Genomic DNA, 18,933 nt, shown 5'->3' on the forward strand with positions numbered 1-18,933 from the left:
ATAATCGCGCTCAAAGGCTTGTACCATGCTGACACCCGTCGTCTTCCTGCCCGGTCTTCTGTGCGACGCCCGACTGTGGCGCGACGTGGTCCAGCCGCTGCGCGACGAAATCGCGCCCATGGTCGCCGACCTGACCCTTGATGACTCGGTCGCCGCCATGGCCAGCCGCACGCTCGCCGCCGCCCCGCCGCGTTTCGCCCTCGCGAGCCTCTCGATGGGTGGCTATGTGGCGCTGGAAATCATGCGCCAGGCCCCCGACCGCGTAACCCATCTGGCCCTCCTCGACACTTCCGCCCGCCCCGACAGCGACGAACGCCGCGAAGCTCGCCGCAAGGGCATCGATAATGTGAAGCTCGGGAAATTCATCGGCGTGTCGCGCAGCCTACTGCCAAGCCTCCTCGCCAAGCGCAACCTCAATACCCCGCTCTCCGAAGAGGTGCAGGCCATGGCCGAGCGCCTCGGGCAGGAGGCCTATATCCGCCAACAGATGGCGATCCTCGGCCGCATCGACTCTCGTCTTGATCTACCCAAGATCACGGTCCCCACGCTGATCGGCGTCGGCACCGAAGATGCGCTGACCCCGCCCGAACTCGCCGAGGAAATGGCCGCGACCATTCCCCATGCCGATATTGTCCGCTTCGCCAAAAGCGGCCACCTGCCGACCATGGAAAACCCCAAGGCCGTCGCCGACGCGTTCAGGAACTGGCTCGCCCGCTGATTATTGGCTCCGCACGATCTTGTTGATGTGCCCCATCTTCCGCCCCGGCCGCGCTTCCGCCTTGCCATAAAGATGCGGCTGGGTATCGCCGTCGATGCCATCGGGCACCACGTCCACTTCGTCCCCGACCAGGTTCTGCATCACCACATCGGCATAGCGCCTGGGATCGCCGAGCGGCCAGCCCGCCACCGCCCGCATATGCTGCTCGAACTGGTCGGTGAGGCACACGGCCTCGGTCCAGTGCCCGGAATTGTGCACGCGCGGCGCGATCTCGTTGACGATGAGACTTGGCCGCTCTCCACCGAGCACGAAAAATTCCACGCCAAGAACACCGACATAGTCGAGCGCCACCACAATAACCTTGGCCAGCATGGCAGCGTGCTTTGCGATGCCCGGCGCAACATCGGCCGGAACAGTGGACGTGAATAGAATATGGTCCCGATGCACGTTCTCGGCCGGATCGAACGCCCTGACCGACCCATCGGCCCCGCGCGCCACCACCACGGAAATTTCCTTTTCGAAGGGCACAAACCCCTCGAGCACCAGCGGATGCGGCTTCAATTCGGCAAAAGCGGCTTCAGCATCACCCGGCTCGCGCAGCACCCGCTGCCCCTTGCCGTCATAGCCCAGACGCGTCGTCTTCAGCACCGCCGGCAGACCCAGTTCGGCCACCGCCGCCTGCAAATCCTCAAGCGAATGCACCACCCGATACGGCGCCACCGGAATATTCTTCGAAGCCAAAAAACCCTTCTCGGCCAGCCGGTCCTGCGAAATCGCCAAAGCATTGGCGCCCGGTCGCAGCGGCTTCAGGCTCGCGAGAATTTCCGCCGTCGCCGCCGGTACATTCTCGAATTCATAGGTGATGACATCGACCTCGGCCGCAAAAGCCCGCAGCGCCGCCTCGTCGTCATATTCAGCCACCGTCTTGAACGGGGTCACATCAAAAGCCGGGCTCTGCGGATCCGGGCAATAGATATGGCTCTTCAGCCCAAGTTTGGCACCGGCAAGGGCCAGCATGCGGCCAAGCTGCCCGCCCCCCAGAATACCAATGGTGGAACCAGGACGCAGCGAGACGGGGAGATCGGACAAGGCGCTACTCGGTATCGGAAGGAAATTGTGGCACGGCCGCGGTCTGCCGCGCGCGATGCGCATCGAGCCGGTCAGCCAGTTCATCATCGTTGAGCGCCAAGACGGCGGCAGCAAGCAGCGCCGCATTGATCGCACCCGGCTCGCCGATGGCCAGCGTGCCGACAGGCACCCCGCCCGGCATCTGCACGATGGAATAAAGACTATCCATGCCGCTCAGCGCCTTGGAACGCACCGGCACGCCAAAAACCGGCAGCGGCGTCATCGCCGCGATCATCCCCGGCAGGTGCGCAGCCCCCCCGGCCCCGGCAATGATGATCTTGAAGCCTTCCGCCTTGGCATTCATGGCGAAATCGACCATCCGCTCGGGCGTACGATGCGCCGAAACGATCCGCGCCTCATATTCAATTTCGAGATTTTCGAGGGTTTCGGCGCAGAGCCGCATGGTGGGCCAGTCCGATTGGCTGCCCATGACAATGGCAACTGATGGCTTGAGCATGGCGAGTTCTCCCCCTGCCGCTCCGCAAAGCGCGCATCTAGCCTAAAATGCGGCAGCGCTCAAGGCATGAGCCGCCAAAAGCGTCAGGCAATGATATCGGGCAGCAGGAAGCTTTCGAGCTGCACGATGCGATCTTTCAGCGCCAGCTTGCGCTTCTTGAGCCGCTGCACCAGCATCCGGTCGGCAAATTGCGATTGCGTCAAAGTGTGGATGGCGGCGTCGAGATCCGCGTGTTCCTGGCGCTTTGTCGCCAGCTCCAGCCCGAACTGGGCTTCCTGTTCCTTGTCGAGCTGCAACATCAACGAAACCGGCTATTCGTGCCCCACTTACCCTTGGTTAACCCATCACATCACGATTTGCATCAGATTTCGGTGAGCGTCTCCGGGGCCGTCGACAAAGCATGAAAGATTTGTGACTATGCCTCTGTCCACGATGTCTAAGGGAGTTGTCTATGACCACTGAAGGCCACATCGAAGCGCTGGAACGGCGCCATCAGGAACTGGACCGGCGGATTCAGGCAGAGATGCAGAACCGCCAAATGGATGACCTGATGGTCTCCGCGCTGAAACGGAAGAAGCTGGAAGTAAAAGACGCAATCACCCGCTTCAACATAACCGAACGGCATTAGTCTGGTTGGACGACCACACTGACTGAATTCTGGGGTCACGGAATTTTCCGCGGCCCTTTTTATTTGCCTCGCTGTCGGCGCCAGAAATTCGTTAGGATTAACACCCTCTTAAGCCACTTTCCTCATTCTCTCCCAAAACGGCACACCCGATTCGTGCCGGGCAACGAAACAAACTTGGGATAGGCATGACGCGCGTTCTTGTGGTCGACGACGATCCGGTGCAACTCCGCCTGACGGCCGAAATCGCCAACCGGGCCGGTTTCAAGCCGCTCACCGCCACGGGCGGCGAACAGGCGCTCGCCATTCTGCGCGACGACCGCCAGATCGGCGCCATGATCCTCGATCTCGTCATGCCCGATCTCGATGGCATGGGCGTCATGGCCGCCATGCGGGCCGAGGGCCTGACGACCCCCGTCATCATCCAGACGGCGAACTCCTCGCTCGAAACCGTCATCACCGCCATGCGCCAAGGCGCGGCCGATTATTTCGTCAAACCCGTCTCGCCCGAGCGCCTCGTCGTCTCGCTGCGCAATGCGCTCAAACTCGACACGCTCGAAGCTGCCATCCGCTCCGAACACGCCCGCCGCTCCGGCACCTTCGCCCCATCGGACATGATCGCCAGTGCCCCCGCAATGGCTCGTGTCCTGACCCTCTCCGCCAAAGCCGCCAAAAGCCCGATTCCCGTTCTCATCGAAGGCGAGACCGGCGTGGGCAAGGAATTGGTCGCCCGCATCATTCAGGGCGGTTCCGATCGCGCCGGCAAACCCTTCGCCACCGTCAATTGCGGCGCCATCCCCCCCAATCTCGTTGAATCCGTCCTCTTCGGCCACAAGAAGGGCGCCTTCACCGGCGCCATCGCCGATCAATCCGGCAAATTCGCCGAAGCCCATGGCGGCACGCTGTTCCTCGACGAGGTGGGCGAACTCCCCCTCGATACTCAAGTCAAACTTTTGCGCGCCCTCCAGGAAGGCGAGATCGAACCGGTCGGCGCCACCCGCCCCGAAAAGGTCAATGTCCGCCTGATCTCGGCGACCAATCGGCGCCTCCTCAATCTCGCCAAGTCAGGCGAATTCCGCGAGGACCTGTTCTACCGCCTCAACGTCTTTCCCATCTATGTGCCGCCGCTGCGCGAGCGCCTCGAAGACCTGACCGCCCTCGTCTCCCATTTCATCGCCCGCTTCGCCGCCGAAGCCGGCAAGCGCATCCTCGGCGCCACCCCGGCCGCCCTCGACCTTCTCGCGGGCTATGACTGGCCCGGCAATGTCCGCCAGCTCGAAAACGCCTGTTACCGCGCCGTGGTCCTCGCCGACGCCGCCTTCCTCGAAGTCGAAGATTTTCCGCAAATCCTTGCCCAGTCCTCGGGCCGCGAAGAAGCCGTCCGCGCCACCGAACAGGCTGCGGTTCTCTCTGCGCCCATTCACATCGACAGCGCCCCGGCCCGCCTTCGCGCCGAACCGATCATCCAGTCCATGCAGGATCGTTTCCTCAATTCGTCCGGCGACCTCCAGGCCCTCTCCGATATCGAGCGCGAAGCCATCGCCTTCGCCGTCGATTACCACGGCGGCCGCATGTCCCGCGTCGCCCGCGCCCTCGGCATCGGCCGCTCGACGCTCTACCGCAAACTGCACGAATACGGCATGGCCGAAGGCCTCATCAACGACGCCGCGTAAACGCAGTTCATCGCGGGCGTAAACGACGTTTATCGCCAGCGGCCTGAGCTTTTGGCATGGAAGCCCTGACCATACCGCCCTTGCGTTATGGCGGGGCCGTGCTTTAGAGCACGGGCAACAAAAACAGCCCCAGTCGTCCTCATGGTGCACCAGTAGCCCTCATGGTGAGGTGCTTTGCTTTTGGCAAAGCCTCGAACCACGAGGGCGTGCCGCGCCGCCACGGGGACCACTGCACTTCTCTGAAAGCCCAAAAAAATGATCCGCCTCGAAAGCATCGGCAAGCAGAACGGCAAGCAGATTGTCTTCATCGAGGCGTCGGCGACCCTCCTCAAGGGCGAAAAGATCGGTCTCGTCGGCCCCAATGGCGCGGGCAAGACCACCCTCTTCCGCATGATCACTGGGGAAGAACAGCCTGACGAAGGCCAGGTCTCGGTCGAGCGCGGCACCACCATCGGCTACTTCAGCCAGGACGTCGGCGAAATGGCCGGCCGCAGCGCCGTCACCGAAGTCATGGATGGCGCCGGCCCCGTCAGCACGCTCGTCGTCGAAATGCGCGCCCTTGAAGCCGATATGGGCAATCCCGACAAAGCCGACGAGATGGACGCCATCATCGAGCGCTATGGCGAAATCCAGCACCAGTTCGAAGAGCTTGATGGCTACTCGCTCGATGGCCGCGCCCGCGAAGTCCTCGACGGTCTCGGCTTCTCCCAGGAAATGATGGACGGCGATGTCGGCGCCCTGTCGGGCGGCTGGAAGATGCGCGTCGCGCTGGCCAAAATCCTCCTTATGCGCCCCGACGCACTGCTGCTCGACGAACCCTCGAACCACCTCGATCTCGAAAGCCTGATCTGGCTCGAGGCCTTCCTGCAGAATTACCAGGGCGCCCTGTTCATGACCTCGCACGATCGCGAATTCATGAACCGCATCTGCACCAAAATCGTCGAGATCGACGCCGGCTCCCTGACCTCCTATTCCGGCAATTACGAATTCTACCAGAGCCAGCGCGCCATCGCCGAAAAGAACCAGCAGGCGCAATTCGAGCGCCAACAAGCGATGTTGGCGAAGGAGTTAGACTTCATCGCCCGCTTCAAGGCCCGCGCCTCCCACGCTGCGCAGGTGCAGAGCCGGGTCAAAAAGCTCGACAAGATCGACCGCGTCGAGCCGCCGAAACGCCGCCAGACCGTCGATTTCGAATTCCGCCCCGCCCCGCGCTCCGGCGAAGACGTTGCGCTTTTGAAGGGCGTTTCAAAGAGCTATGGCTCCCGCTCCATCTATGACGGCCTCGATTTCCACGTCCGCCGCCGCGAACGCTGGGCCATCATGGGCATCAACGGCGCCGGCAAATCGACATTGCTCAAACTCGTTACCGGCACCACCGACCCCGACACCGGCTCCGTCTCCCGCGGCCCCTCGGTGAAAATGGCCTATTTCGCCCAGCACGCCATGGATGTGCTCGATGGCGACCTGACCGTCTTCCAGCAGCTAGAATATTCCTTCCCGCAAGCCGGCCAGGCCCCCCTCCGCGCTTTGGCCGGCGCCTTCGGCTTTTCCGGCGACGAAATCGAAAAGAAATGCCGCGTGCTTTCAGGCGGCGAAAAGGCGCGTCTCGTCATGGCCATGATGCTGTTCGATCCGCCGAACTTCCTCGTCCTCGACGAGCCGACCAACCACCTCGACATATCAACCAAGGAAATGCTGATCACCGCGCTCAGCCAATACGAAGGCACCATGCTCTTCGTCAGCCACGACCGCCACTTCCTCGCCGCGCTCTCCAACCGGGTGCTCGAACTCACCCCGGAGGGCGTTCATGTCTATGGCGGCGGCTACACCGAATATGTCGCCTCCACCGGCCGCGAAGCCCCGGGCCTCCATAGCTGAGCCCTTTCACCCCACCGCGTCATTCCCGCGAAAGCGGGAATCCTGCAGCCACACCCCGGATAGAGAGAGAATCCCGCCTGCGCGGGAAGGACGCTGTGGCATGGGCCCCACCCCATCCCTAACGCCACCTTTCACAATTTGATAAAACCCGGTGCGTTAACCTTATTCCTTACCCGATCATTAAGACCTTCAGCCGATTTTGGGCCTCATGTTTAGGCGTATATCGACGAGGCCAAAAATGAAGCGTTCCGCCATTGTGATTTCTGCTCTCCTGACGCTGACCGCGTCGGCAGGAGCCGCCGATCTGGGTTGGAACAGCGCCCCGGCCACGTCCCCCATGTATTCGTCCACCTCGGCCGTCGACTGGAATGGCTTTTATGCCGGCGTCAATGGCGGTTACGCTTTTGGCAACGCCGCGACATCCCCCGCGATTGCCAATACCAACAATAACAGCTCCGGCTGGACCGGCGGCATCCAGGCCGGCGTCAATGCCGACATGGGCGGCTTCGTGCTCGGCGGCGAAGCCGATTTCCAGCTGTCCAACCTGGGCTATAGCGAACCGGCTGCCGGCGGCGTCGGCACCTTCGAATCCAAGCTCGACAACTTTGGCACCATTCGCGGCCGTGCCGGCGTAACCTTTGGTCAGGTCATGCCCTATGCAACCCTCGGCGCCGCCTTTGGCCGCGGCACCTCGCAGATCGTCAACGGCCCCCTCACCACCTCGCAGTCGGCCACCCATTTCGGCTGGACCGCCGGCCTCGGCATCGAGGCCAAGGCCACCGACAATATCTCGGTCAAGGCCGAATACCTCTATGTCGACCTCGGCAGCCAGGCCTATGGCAACCTGCCCGGCGGCTCCCGCGACATCGGCCACAAATTCAGCGTCATCCGCGCCGGCGTCAATTACAGCTTCTAAGGCCCGAGGCCGAAAGGCCTTGCTCCTCCCCTCACAAAAATCGGCCCCGTTCGCATCCCGAACGGGGCCTTTTTCTTATCCACACTGCCGCAGCACTTTGGCGATCGCGGCATTTGAGCCCCGGGCGCCAAACGCGTGCCCATCGAAAACCTCGAGCCCGCCCTGGCTTTTCTCTCGCACAAAGCCGACGCGGATCAGGTCCGCGGCGCGCTGCGCGATTCCGGCCCATTGGCGGGCCACCGGTCCACGCACCAGGATCGAACTGCCATCGCTATGAATGAGCGGAAAATCCTGCGCAAAAACGGTGCCGCCCGCCGCGGCAAGACTGCCCGAGCTTGCCCCGCCCACATTGATGGCCAGACTCATCGCCTTGGCCTCAGCAACCTCCTTGCTTGGCTTGCGCACCCAGAACGCCATGGCAAGGTCTCCGCCGCGACAGGCGAATTGGAACTGCGCCGCGCCCGTGTCGAAATAGGCGATGGGAACGCCCGCGCCCTCATATTTCCATTCCGCCGCGACGCTAGGCACTGCCAGGGCAAGGCAGAGGACAATGGAAAGAGATTTGAGCATCGCGCGTCCTGCCGGATTTTAGTGAATATGTGCCGCCCGGCGTCGCGTGCCGGGTGTCTTGCGCCGCGCACCTTGAAGCGCCTTGGTAAACGCCACCCTAATTCGCCCCGCAATCGACGCCCACCAAAGCGCGATTAAATCCAAAATTGACCGATATCGCAAAATCACGTACTATTATATAAGCCAATAATAGGATGTTGTTCTTCTAATTATGGACATTTTAGAACACAGAGAAACCTGGACAAGCCGCGCCATTCGAACGCTCGACGCCGACGCGCAGCGCTCCGCCGATTCCCATCTTATCCCCCTGGCCCTGCCCGGTTTTCCAGAAGTAGACTTCTACTTCAAGGACGAATCCTGCCACCCGACCGGCAGTCTAAAACATCGCCTGGCGCGCTCGCTCATTCTCTATGGCCTCTGCAACGGCGTCATCGGCCCCGATACCGCGCTTGTTGAGGCCTCCTCCGGCTCCACCGCCGTCAGCGAAGCCTATTATGCCCGCCTCCTCGGCCTCAAATTCTACGCCGTCTTGCCGCGCACCACGTCCTGCACAAAGATCGAAGCCATCGAGCAATATGGCGGCCACTGCGTCTTCGTCGATGAACCCTCGGCCATCTATGACGCAGCCAAAAACCTCGCGGCCCGCGAGGGCGGGCACTATCTCGACCAGTTCACCTTCGCCGAGCGCGCCACCGATTGGCGCGGCAATAACAATATCGCCGAATCGATCTTTCGCCAGATGGCCATGGAGCGCCACCCCATCCCGCGCTGGGTGGTGATGAGCCCGGGCACCGGCGGCACCTCCGCCACCATCGGCCGCTACATTCTCTACAAAAGTTTTAAAACCGAACTCTGCGTCCCCGATCCGGAATTTTCCGCCTTTTACGAAGGCTGGACCCAAACCGACACCGCCTGTCGCTGCCAGCGCGGCAGCCGCATCGAAGGCATCGGCCGCCCCCGCATGGAAGCCTCCTTCGTGCCCAACGTCGTCGACGCCATGCTCAAGGTCCCCGACTCCGTCTCGATTGCAGCAACAAGAGTGCTCTCAAAACGCCTCAGCCGCCGCGTCGGCGGCTCCACGGGCACCAATTTTATCGGTCTTCTCTGGGCCGCCTCCGAAATGGCCCAGCGCGATGAAGCCGGCTCCATCGTAACCCTCATCTGCGACAGCGGCGAACGCTACGCCCAAACCTATTTTTCCGATGACTGGCTGGCGCAACAGGGCATCGACATCGCCGACGACATGGCGCGTATCGAAGAGGTCATCGCAACGGGTATTTTTAACCCCGACCTGCTGATTGCCGGCCACCGCAAAGACCGCGTTTAGGGACGCAGTCCCCAGCAGGCTCATGGTGAGGTCCGAAGCGCCAGCGTAGCCTCGAACCACGAGGTCGTGGCACGAGAGCAGTGTGAGGAGAAAAACCCACCCCACACGCGATGCAACACCTCCCCCTAGATGGGGGAAGAAGGGAGGGGGTGGAGCCACACGCACCAGGCAGGCGGCTCTTAACCCCTCACCACCCGCGAAAACGTCACCGGCACTTCCGGATGATCACTCTCTGCCGCCGCCTTCCCAAAAATCCGCCGCACCGTATCCTCGCCCTCGACCACCTGCCCGAACGCGGCAAACCCCTGCCCATCGGGATTACGCTTGCCGCCGAAATCGAGCTCCGGCTGATCACCAATACAGATGAAAAATTCCGAAGCCGCCGAGCCCGGCGCAAAGCGCGCCATGGAGACGGTCATGTTCTTGTGCTTGATCCCAGTGACATCATTGGTCTCATGCGCAATCGGGGCAAACGGCGCCGGCCTCTCGTCCGAAGCGCGATATCCCCACTGCACCACCTCGATCTTGATCGGTTTCTCCGGCTCATTGCTGTCGGTCACGATACGATAGGCCGTGGCGTCGTTGAGATAGCCGCCATCGACATAGGCGAGAAAATTGGCAGCCGAAATCGGCGCGTTCTTATCGTCGACCGCAATGGTGAAAGTGCCGAGTTCGGTTTCGAGAATGACAGGGATGGTCACGATATAAATCCGGGTATGAAAGAGAGCTCCCGCCGGACGACCCGGCGGGAGCGATTGGTCTACTGTGCGATTTGAGCGTCGCGGAAATAAGGCACGTTGAGCGGCGAACGCCAGAAGCCGGTCACTTCCGGGCTCATCATCATGTAATTGTAGCGGTGATACTGCGGCAGGATGATGTGATCGTTCATCAGGATCGCCTCGGCCTTGCGCATTTCGTCGCGCGATGCGACCTCGTCGCTCGTCGCCTTGGCTGCTTCGATCGCCGCGTCATAATCGGCATTCGACCAATTCGCGAGATTGTTGGCATTGCCGGTGACAAAATTGTCGAGGAAGGTCATCGGATGCGGATAGTCGGCGCCCCAGCCCATCTGCGCGATCTGGTACTCAACCTTCTGCACTTCGGGATAGAACACCTGCCATTCGGTGGCCTGGATATCGACGTCGATATTGAGGTTTTCCTTCCACATCTGCTGGATGGCTTCGAGCAGCTTTTCGATCGGCGGAGAGGAATAGGTCACGTAGACGGTCTTGGGGAAACCTTCGCCATTGGGGAAACCGCCCTCGGCCAATTCGGCCTTGGCGCCTTCGACATCTGCGGTTTCCGAGAGACCAAACGTATCGCGGCCCTCGGTGAAATCTTCCCCGGCCAGGCTCATGCCGGGCGGCACTAGGCCAAGGGCCGGCGTATCGGCCGATTGCAGCACGAATTCGATGATTTCCGAACGATCGATCGCCATCGAGAGCGCCTTGCGCACATGGAGATTGTCGAGCGGGGCTTGATGCGGATTGAAGAAACCATAGGTCGTGCCCAGAGCCGGCACGATCATGAAGCCGGGCGCTTCAACCGAGAGACGCGGAATTTCTGGCGCCGGCACCGCTTCGATACCGTCGACATCGCCCGCCTCAAACGCGGCCAGCGCCGTCGCAGGATCGGGGATCAGGCGGAAAGTCAGCTTGTCGAGGCTGACCGCATCGGCGTCATAATAGTTCGGGTTCTTTTCGAAAACGACCGACTCGCCCTGATTGAACGCGGTCACGCGGAACGGCCCGGTGCCGATAAAGGTCGCGGGATTACGCGTCCAGCCTTCGGGATCAGCCGAAACCACATCTTCGCGCACGGGATAGAAGGTCGGGTAATTCAGCAGCTGCAGCATATAGGGCACGCGCTGCTTGAGCGTGAATGTCAGCGTCTTGTCGTCGGGTGCCGAAACGGCAATCGCACTGGCATCGCCACCGCCAAAAGCCTCTTCGGCGCCAACGATGTGATAGAGCATCTGCGAGTTCATCGCGCCGGTCGCCGGATCAAGCACGCGCTTCCAGGCATAGACGAAGTCCGAAGCTTTCACCGGCTCCCCATCCGACCATTTTGCATCGCGCAGGTGGAACGTATAGGTGAGGCCATCCTCGGAAATGTCCCAGCTTTCGGCCAAAGCCGGCACGACTTCGCCCTCGGGGCTCAGGCGCACGAGGCCTTCAAACGTATTGCCGATGATCGGGGAAGCAAAGGTTTCCGCCGTGGTGCCGGGATCGTATTTGGCGCTTTCATTGTTGACCACATAGGTCAATTCGCCGGCGGCAAAGGCCGAGCCGGCCGAAGCCAGCAGCGCCGCGGTTATGAGCGGCAGAACCAGTCTCTTCATTGCACTCTCTCCTATTGCGGGGCCCTTACCCCGTTTGCGTATTGCGCCAGTTCCCCGGCGAAGTGGCAGGCGGCCAGATGCCCCCCGCCTATATCGGTCAGTTGCGGCTCGACGCGCGCACAAAGTTCGGTCGCGAACGGGCAGCGCGTGCGGAAACGGCAGCCGGATGGAATGTCGATGGGGCTCGGAATTTCCCCCTGCATCGGCTCTGCCGCCCGCGCGGCTTCCGGGTCCGGCACCGGAATGGCCGAGAGCAGCGCCCGGGTATAGGGGTGCGAAGGCCGATGGTAGAGATCGGCGCTGGTCGCGAGCTCGACGATTTTGCCTAAGTACATCACCCCGATCCGGTCCGAGATATGCCGAACCATGGAAAGGTCATGGGTGATGAACAGATAGGTCAGCCCCAGGTCCGCCTGCAGGTCCTCAAGCATGTTGACGACCTGGGCCTGCACGGAAACATCGAGCGCCGAAATCGGCTCGTCGCAGATCACCAGATCCGGCTCCAACGCAATCGCCCGCGCAATCCCGATACGTTGCCGCTGCCCACCAGAAAATTCATGCGCAAAGCGCTGCGCGGAATCGCTCGGCAGCCCGACCCGATCAAGCAGACCCACCACCTTCTTCCGCCGCTCCGCCGCCGTGCCGACACCGGCAATCTCCAGCGGCTCGGCAATCAGGTCGCCCACACTCATGCGTGGATTGAGGCTGGCATAAGGGTCCTGAAAAATCATCTGCACCCGCCGCCGGAAATTCCCCAGCAACCCCTCCGGCGCTTTCCCGACCTCCTGCCCGTCAAAGACGATGCTGCCCAAAGTCGGCTCATGCAGCCGAATAACCGTCCGCGCCAACGTCGATTTTCCGCACCCGGATTCGCCCACCAGTCCAAGCGTCTCGCCCTTCATCAGGTCGAGATCGACCCCATCCACCGCCCGCAGGATCGGCTTTTGGGCGAATGGGGCGGCCGGCAGCCGGAAATGCTTGTGAAGGTCGCGCAGTTGCAGAAGAGGCTGGGTCATGCCGCCACCTCATGCACCGCATCCACCTTGGGCGCCTCGGGATGCTGCAACCAGCACCGCGACTGATGAGAGGCACCAAACAGCGGCGGCAGTGCCGCCATGCATTGGCTCATCGCATGCGGACAGCGCGGCGCAAAAGGACATCCCGGCGGCGGTGCCAACATGTTCGGCGGGCTCCCCGGAATAGGCGTCAGCCGCCGATGCGTATCATCCCGCAAATCGGGCACAGCCCCCAAGAGCCCCACCGTATAGGGATGCGCCGGCCGGGCGAAGAGATCACGCACCGGCGCCGTCTCCATGATCAGCCCGCCATAAAGCACCAGCACCCGATCGGTCACCTCGGCAATGACGCCAAGGTCATGGGTAATCAAAATGACGGACATGCCCAACCGCCGCTGCAAATTCTTGAGCAGCGCCAGGATCTGCCGCTGAATGGTCACATCCAGCGCCGTCGTCGGCTCGTCGGCGATCAGCAGTTTCGGGTCACAGGCCAGCGCCATGGCAATCATCACGCGCTGCCGCATGCCGCCCGAAAATTCATGCGGATAGGAGTCGAGACGCTTGGCCGCCGACGGAATCCGTACCAGCTCGAACAGCTCCACCGCCCGCGCCCGCGCTTCCGCCGCGCTCGCTTTCCGATGCCGCCGCACGGCTTCCATCACCTGCTCGCCCACGGTCAGCGTGGGATTGAGCGAGGTCATCGGGTCCTGAAAAATCACCCCGATCCGATTACCCCGCAGGTCCGACAGCGCCTCTTCGTCGAGCGAGAGAATATCGGTCCCTTCAAACGTCGCCGACCCCGCCTTGATCGTTCCGCCGGCCTTGAGGAGCCGCAATACCGACATGCAGGTGATCGATTTCCCCGAGCCGCTCTCCCCCACGAGCCCGAGCATTTCGCCCTCATAGACGTCAAAACTAACGCCCCGCACCGCCTGCACTTCGCCGCGCCGCGTGAAGAACGAGGTCGTCAAATCCCGCACCGACAGAATGGGCTGGTTCATCGTCCGGCCCTCGGATCAAGCGCATCGCGCAAACCATCGCCCAAAAAGTTGAAGGCAAACATGGTGAGCGAAATCGCGGCGGCCGGGAAAAACAACTGATGCGGATAGGCCCGCAACGTCTCGACCGCCTCCGAGGTCAGCGAACCCCAGGACGCCAGCGGCGGCGTCACGCCGAGCCCGATAAAACTCATAAAGCTCTCGATGAAGATGGCCGAGGGGATCAGCATGGTCAGGGTGACAATGATCGGCCCGATGGAATTGGGTAAGAGGTGCCGCGTCAGGATGCGTGCCGGCGAAGCCCCCATGGTCCGCGCCGCCGCCACATAATCCTGGCTCTTCAAGCTGAGGATTTGCCCGCGCACGATCCGCGCCATATCCACCCAGAACACCGAGCCGATAGCGACGATGATGGAGAGCAATCCAGAGTCAAAAACCACCATCAGCAACACGACATAAAGCGTCAGCGGAATGGTCGAAATGATCTCGACAAAGCGCATCATCACCGCATCGACCTTCCCGCCCATATACCCGGCAACGCCGCCATAAAAGACGCCGATGAAAAAGTTCACCAGCGTCGCGACAAAGGCTACGGTCAACGAAATCTGCGCCCCATAAAGCTGCCGCACCAGGATATCGCGCCCCAACTGATCGGTGCCGAAGAGATAGGTCTTGTTCCAGCTCCAACCGCTCGGCCTGACTTCACTGCCATCTTCAAGCAGCAGCCGCACCGGCAGCTTCGAATAATCCAGCATCAGCGTTTGATCGCCGAACTCATAGGGCTGGCTCTTCTTGATCATATCCTTGCGCCCGCCGCGCAGGAGCCCCAGCATGTTTCCGTCCGCGTCCACCTCATAGAGGTTGAAGTTCGACGCATTGAGGAAGAACCGCGTCACCTCCCCAGCGCCATCCGTCACCGCATAGGTTTCAAAAAACGGCGGAATATTCGCCAGTTTCAAGTCCTGCTTGAAATAGGTGTGCGGCGAGAAATACGGCCCGAAGAACGCGGCGATCACCAGCGCAATAATGAACACAATGCTGACCACAGCCGGCTTGTTGGCCCAAAGCCGCCGCCGCACTTCCTGCCCATAGGTCGGCGCGGGCGGCGCAATGGGCGCCACCTTCTCCCCTGCCGGCACGTTGGCCCACATTTCCGGCGAGATATCGGTCATGCGGCAGCCTTGGTCAGTTTGATGCGCGGGTCGAGCCACACATAGAGAAGGTCAACGATCAGGATCATGACCATCAGGATCGCGGCATAGAAAATGGTGATGCCCATGATGGCGGTATAGTCGCGATTGGTGATCGACAGCACGAATTGCCGCCCGATCCCCGGCAGCGCAAAAATCTGCTCGATGACAAACGACCCGGTAATCAGGTTGGCCACCACCGGCCCAAGTACCGTCACCACCGGCAGTAGCGAATTGCGCAGCCCGTGCTTGAAAAGGATCTGCCCTTTTCGCAATCCCTTGGCCCGCGCCGTCACCATATAATCCTGATCGAGCGTTTCGAGCAGCGACGAACGCGTCAGCCGCGACACGAAGGAAATCCAGAACCCCGACAGCGCAAAAACCGGCAGAAAATACCCCCGCCAATCGTCGAGTCCAAACGTCGGCACCCAACCGAGCCGCAGCGCAAAAAAGTAGATGGAAACGGTCGCGATCACATAGCTTGGAATAGCCACGCCGAGCGTTGCGATAAACATCACCGTTGTATCGGGCCAGCGATTACGATTGAGCGCGGCAATCACCCCGAGCGGCACCCCAAGCGCCACGACGCAGATCACGGCCAGCAATCCCGTCCGCAGCGTCACCGGCAAGCCCGCCGCGATCATCGAATTGATCGACACACCGGGATATTTGAACGACGGCCCCAAATCGAACGTCAGAATCCGCCCGAGATAATTGAGATATTGCTGCCAGATCGGCTGATCGAGCCCATATTTGGCATTGAGCGCCGCCGCGATCTCAGGCGCCAGCATACGCTCGGACACGAACGGCCCGCCCGGCACGGCATGCATCAAGAAAAACGTCAGCGTGACAATCGCCCAGAGGGTGACGAGCATCATGCCCAGGCGATTGAGAATATAGGTAAACATCAGCTACGCCGCCTCAGGAAGGCCGTGCTGAAGATAGACGCGGTCTTGAAACATCCCGCCACAAAACCACCAAAGCGACGCAAACTCAATCCGATTACAGGAGACTCACAGGCATTATTTACCCCACCGGCCCACCTCCTCCCCCGACCAGGCGGAGGCCGGGTGGGGGTATCGGCAAACGCCGGCACCCCCACAAAACCTACTTCAGGCTCTCGGCAAAAAACTCCGCAAAGGTCCCATCGACCAGCGCAGTCACGTCCGGCTGATCGCTATAAAACCCATAGCCATGATCCGCCTCCGGCACGACCACGAGGCTCGCCTCGGGATAGGCCGCAATCACCGCCTCATTGACCGCCGCCGGCACGACAACATCCTTGTCGCCATGCACGACGATCATCGGGCCCTTATAGGACCCCGCCAACTCTAGCGGCTTTGACGCAATCATGTCGTCAAACCACTGCCGGCTCAGCTGCTGGACCTGCCCCCACTGCGTGGTGAACTCGGCATATCCCTTGTCCCCGCCGGATTCGGCATAGAGCCGGTCATATTCAGCCTGCCCGCCCAAAAACCCCACCATCATCTCCTGCCCCCAGTCCGCCGAAGGCGCCAGAAGCCCGATGGCCTTATAGGGATTATCGCTCCCAGCCCCCACGGTCAGCGCAATGCGCCCGCCCATGCTGTAGCCAAAAATCCCGAGCCGCTCCTTGTCGACCGCATAATTCTCCAAAATGTAGCCAAGGCTCGCATTGGAATCCGAGATCATGTTGGTGAGGTAGCCCTCGGTGAACGGCTCCTTGCTGTCGCCCGATCCGGCAAAATCCATGCGGATGGTCAGAATGCCCTTGTCGGCCAGCGCCTTGGCAATCCGGCCAAAGCCGCCATTTTCCTGCCGCCCGCCGCCATGCCCATGGTTCATCACCACGGCCGGAAACGGCCCTTCCCCATCCGGCACCACCACCGTCGCCGGCACAGCCCGCGCGCCGTTCTGCACCGTCACTTCATCCACCGTCTCTGCCCTCACAGCGACACTTGCAGCAAAAATCGCGACGCCGGCCACGAGCAGCGACGATCCCAAACGTCTGGCTTTCATATTTTTATCCTCTACCGGTGGCGTCAGCAGGGGCCCGCCACCCAAGATCGCCCAACCGCGATCACGCCAAGTGTATGACGCCCAAAAACCTTGTCTACACCCCGCGCAAATTTGACATGTGCATATGCACGACCTAAATCACCGCCATGGAGTACGCGCTCGACGATTGCCTGATCATGAACACGCGCAAGGCGGCGCGGGCGCTGACCCGTCGCGCCGACCATCAATTGCGCAGCGTCGGCATCACCGCCGCCCAGTTCAATATCCTTGGCACTCTCAGCACCAACTCGGCCGCCTCGATCACCGAAATGGCCAGCATCCTCGCCGTAGACCGCACCACCCTTTCCCGGAACCTCGCCGTGCTGGAACGCCGCAAACTGCTCTCGACCGGCCCCGGCGACCTCGCCAGAACCCGCCGAATTGAACTCACCCCGGAAGGTAAAAAAGCCTTCGAAGCCGCCCTGCCCATCTGGAAAGCCGCCCAGGAAGAGCTGCGCAACATGCTGGCCCACCCCGATTTCCAGACCACACTGACCGGCCTCCGGCACCTCGCCAAACTCTAGGCCCAAGACCCTCAATTCGCCCCAATTCGATCCCAGATCGTGCATATACACAGGAGAACAAGACATGCTGCGCCCCGATCCCCAGGACCCCATCGTCGTCACCGGCATGGGCGTAGTAAGCCCGCTCGGCGTAGGTGTCGAAACCAATTGGCAGCGCCTCCTTGCCGGTCGCAGCGGCATTGTCCGCAATGACCGCTTCGACACCACCGATTTCGTCGCCCACATTGCCGGTCTCGTGCCGTCCAAGGCCAATGACACCGCCGGTTTCGATCCCGCCGATCATATCGACGGCAAAGAAATCAAGAAGATGGACGTCTTCATTCAGTATTCCATCGCCGCCACCGCCGAGGCCCTGAACCAGGCCAATTGGCACCCCGAAAGCCCCGAGGATCAGGCCGCGACCGCGACCATCATCGGCTCCGGCGTCGGCGGCTCCCCGGTCATGGCCCGCGCCGTCGAAACCATCAACACCAAGGGCCCGCGCCGCCTTTCCCCCTTCACCGTGCCCTCCTTCCTCGCCAATCTCGCCGCCGGCTGGCTCTCGATCATCCATAGCTTCCGCGGCCCCATCGGCACTCCGGTTACCGCCTGCGCCGCTTCGGCCCAGGCCATTGGCGATGGCATGCGCCTGATCATGACCGGCGAAGCCGAAGTGGCCGTGGTCGGTGGCGCCGAAGGCTCGGTCGATCCCATTTCGCTCGGTGGCTTCGGCGCCTCGCGCGCCCTTTCGCCCTCGCATGCCGATAACCCGGCCAAGGCCTCGCGCCCCTTCGACAAAGGCCACGATGGCTTTGTGCTCTCCGAAGGCGCCGCCACAATCGTCATCGAAAAACTGAGCCATGCCCGCGCCCGCGGCGCCAAGCCGCTGGCAATCCTTGCCGGCTACGGCACCTCGGCCGATGCCTATCACCTGACGGCCGGCGCGCCCGATGGCGCCGGGGCCCAGGTCGCGATCCGCAATGCCCTTTCCATGGCCGGGCTCGACCAGACCCAGATCGGCTATGTCAACGCCCACGCCACCTCGACGGCCGTCGGCGACACGGCCGAAATCGCCGCTCTGGCCGCAGTCTTCCAAAACCGCGGCAAGGACCTCTCCATCTCTTCCACCAAGTCGGCCACCGGCCATCTCCTCGGCGCCGCTGGCGCCCTCGAGGCGGTGTTCTCCATCAAGGCGCTCGAAACCGGCCAACTGCCCCCCACCATCAATCTCGAAGACCCGATCGACGAAGCCGCCCCCTTCGATCTCGTCCCCAATCAGCCGCGCGCCAAAACCCTCGACTACGCCCTCTCCAATTCCTTCGGCTTTGGCGGCGTCAACGCGGCCCTGATCTTCGGCAAGGCGCCCAAGTAGTAAGACGTCACTTTCACTCTGAGACGCCCACCAACTCGACTGTCACCCCGGCGAAGGCCGGGGCCCATCCTGAGATCTCAAGATGGCTCCCGGCCTTCGCCGGGATGACAGCAGGTGGATGGTCGAAACTTCAGCACGAGCCGCTACATTTAAGCCGTTAAACGCCCTGAACCGCCGACCGCCT

At 61.7% G+C, this 18,933-nt stretch carries 19 protein-coding genes; 8 read left to right on the forward strand and 11 right to left on the reverse strand.

The window, feature by feature from the left end; translation table 11 throughout:
* Nucleotides 1-25 precede the first annotated feature (25 nt).
* Nucleotides 26-718 carry an alpha/beta fold hydrolase gene (locus ASD83_RS14590; protein WP_056312039.1) on the forward strand — a complete coding sequence of 231 codons (693 nt, stop codon included), beginning with the start codon at nucleotides 26-28 and terminating at the stop codon, nucleotides 716-718.
* On the opposite strand, the gene ASD83_RS14595 is transcribed toward ASD83_RS14590, so the two are convergent.
* From ASD83_RS14595 to ASD83_RS14605, 3 genes are all read right to left on the reverse strand, one after another.
* Nucleotides 719-1,807 carry a 5-(carboxyamino)imidazole ribonucleotide synthase gene (locus tag ASD83_RS14595; protein WP_056312041.1) on the reverse strand — a complete coding sequence of 363 codons (1,089 nt, stop codon included), beginning with the start codon at nucleotides 1,805-1,807 and terminating at the stop codon, nucleotides 719-721.
* Nucleotides 1,808-1,811: 4 nt separating this feature from the next.
* Nucleotides 1,812-2,303 carry a 5-(carboxyamino)imidazole ribonucleotide mutase gene (gene purE / locus ASD83_RS14600; RefSeq protein WP_056312044.1) on the reverse strand — a complete coding sequence of 164 codons (492 nt, stop codon included), beginning with the start codon at nucleotides 2,301-2,303 and terminating at the stop codon, nucleotides 1,812-1,814.
* 83 nt (nucleotides 2,304-2,386) lie between these two features.
* Nucleotides 2,387-2,602: a YdcH family protein gene (locus ASD83_RS14605; RefSeq protein ID WP_056312046.1), complete on the reverse strand. Its 216-nt coding sequence runs from the start codon at nucleotides 2,600-2,602 to the stop codon at nucleotides 2,387-2,389.
* A gap of 152 nt (nucleotides 2,603-2,754) precedes the next feature.
* Between ASD83_RS14605 and ASD83_RS20745 the strand changes: the two genes are divergently transcribed.
* From ASD83_RS20745 to ASD83_RS14620, 4 genes are all read left to right on the forward strand, one after another.
* The gene (locus ASD83_RS20745) at nucleotides 2,755-2,931 is read left to right on the forward strand and encodes a YdcH family protein (protein WP_082561205.1); all 177 of its coding nucleotides are present in this window, start codon (nucleotides 2,755-2,757) and stop codon (nucleotides 2,929-2,931) included.
* A 185-nt stretch (nucleotides 2,932-3,116) separates the two neighbouring features.
* Nucleotides 3,117-4,601, forward strand: coding sequence for a sigma-54-dependent transcriptional regulator (locus ASD83_RS14610; protein ID WP_056312048.1), 1,485 nt, complete (start codon nucleotides 3,117-3,119; stop codon nucleotides 4,599-4,601).
* 255 nt (nucleotides 4,602-4,856) lie between these two features.
* A complete protein-coding gene (locus tag ASD83_RS14615; protein WP_056312051.1) occupies nucleotides 4,857-6,479 on the forward strand; it encodes an ABC-F family ATP-binding cassette domain-containing protein in 1,623 nt (540 codons plus the stop codon).
* Nucleotides 6,480-6,717: 238 nt separating this feature from the next.
* Nucleotides 6,718-7,395 carry an outer membrane protein gene (locus tag ASD83_RS14620; RefSeq protein ID WP_162249172.1) on the forward strand — a complete coding sequence of 226 codons (678 nt, stop codon included), beginning with the start codon at nucleotides 6,718-6,720 and terminating at the stop codon, nucleotides 7,393-7,395.
* Between the two features lie 75 nt (nucleotides 7,396-7,470).
* Here the strand turns inward: ASD83_RS14620 and ASD83_RS14625 are convergent, their stop codons facing one another.
* Nucleotides 7,471-7,965, reverse strand: coding sequence for a hypothetical protein (locus ASD83_RS14625; protein WP_056312054.1), 495 nt, complete (start codon nucleotides 7,963-7,965; stop codon nucleotides 7,471-7,473).
* Between the two features lie 211 nt (nucleotides 7,966-8,176).
* Here ASD83_RS14625 and ASD83_RS14630 point away from each other — a divergent pair, with 211 nt between their 5' ends.
* Nucleotides 8,177-9,292 carry a PLP-dependent cysteine synthase family protein gene (locus ASD83_RS14630; protein WP_056312056.1) on the forward strand — a complete coding sequence of 372 codons (1,116 nt, stop codon included), beginning with the start codon at nucleotides 8,177-8,179 and terminating at the stop codon, nucleotides 9,290-9,292.
* 179 nt (nucleotides 9,293-9,471) lie between these two features.
* Here the strand turns inward: ASD83_RS14630 and ASD83_RS14635 are convergent, their stop codons facing one another.
* The 7 genes from ASD83_RS14635 to ASD83_RS14665 all read right to left on the reverse strand — a co-directional run bounded on the left by ASD83_RS14635 (nucleotide 9,472) and on the right by ASD83_RS14665 (nucleotide 16,835).
* Entirely contained in the window at nucleotides 9,472-9,993 is a 522-nt protein-coding gene (locus ASD83_RS14635) for a peptidylprolyl isomerase (RefSeq protein WP_200946513.1), read from the reverse strand.
* 59 nt (nucleotides 9,994-10,052) lie between these two features.
* Entirely contained in the window at nucleotides 10,053-11,633 is a 1,581-nt protein-coding gene (locus ASD83_RS14640) for a peptide ABC transporter substrate-binding protein (protein WP_056312061.1), read from the reverse strand.
* A gap of 11 nt (nucleotides 11,634-11,644) precedes the next feature.
* Entirely contained in the window at nucleotides 11,645-12,649 is a 1,005-nt protein-coding gene (locus tag ASD83_RS14645; RefSeq protein ID WP_056312063.1) for an ABC transporter ATP-binding protein, read from the reverse strand.
* Entirely contained in the window at nucleotides 12,646-13,650 is a 1,005-nt protein-coding gene (locus ASD83_RS14650; protein ID WP_056312065.1) for an ABC transporter ATP-binding protein, read from the reverse strand. The genes ASD83_RS14645 and ASD83_RS14650 overlap by 4 nt, the downstream gene beginning before the upstream one ends.
* A complete protein-coding gene (locus ASD83_RS14655; protein ID WP_056312067.1) occupies nucleotides 13,647-14,819 on the reverse strand; it encodes an ABC transporter permease in 1,173 nt (390 codons plus the stop codon). Before ASD83_RS14655 ends, ASD83_RS14650 begins: the two co-directional genes overlap by 4 nt.
* On the reverse strand, nucleotides 14,816-15,745 hold the full coding sequence (locus ASD83_RS14660) for an ABC transporter permease (RefSeq protein WP_056312069.1): 930 nt from the start codon (nucleotides 15,743-15,745) through the stop codon (nucleotides 14,816-14,818). Before ASD83_RS14660 ends, ASD83_RS14655 begins: the two co-directional genes overlap by 4 nt.
* A gap of 199 nt (nucleotides 15,746-15,944) precedes the next feature.
* Nucleotides 15,945-16,835, reverse strand: a complete 891-nt coding sequence (locus ASD83_RS14665) for an alpha/beta hydrolase family protein (RefSeq protein WP_082561207.1) — start codon at nucleotides 16,833-16,835, stop codon at nucleotides 15,945-15,947.
* 176 nt (nucleotides 16,836-17,011) lie between these two features.
* Between ASD83_RS14665 and ASD83_RS14670 the strand changes: the two genes are divergently transcribed.
* Nucleotides 17,012-17,398 (forward strand): MarR family winged helix-turn-helix transcriptional regulator, encoded by a 387-nt coding sequence (locus ASD83_RS14670; RefSeq protein ID WP_162249173.1) that lies wholly within the window; start codon nucleotides 17,012-17,014, stop codon nucleotides 17,396-17,398.
* Nucleotides 17,399-17,462: 64 nt separating this feature from the next.
* Nucleotides 17,463-18,749 (forward strand): beta-ketoacyl-ACP synthase II, encoded by a 1,287-nt coding sequence (gene fabF / locus ASD83_RS14675; RefSeq protein WP_056312075.1) that lies wholly within the window; start codon nucleotides 17,463-17,465, stop codon nucleotides 18,747-18,749.
* Nucleotides 18,750-18,933 lie beyond the last annotated feature (184 nt).

It is taken from the genome of Devosia sp. Root685 (assembly GCF_001427875.1).
Classification (GTDB): domain Bacteria; phylum Pseudomonadota; class Alphaproteobacteria; order Rhizobiales; family Devosiaceae; genus Devosia.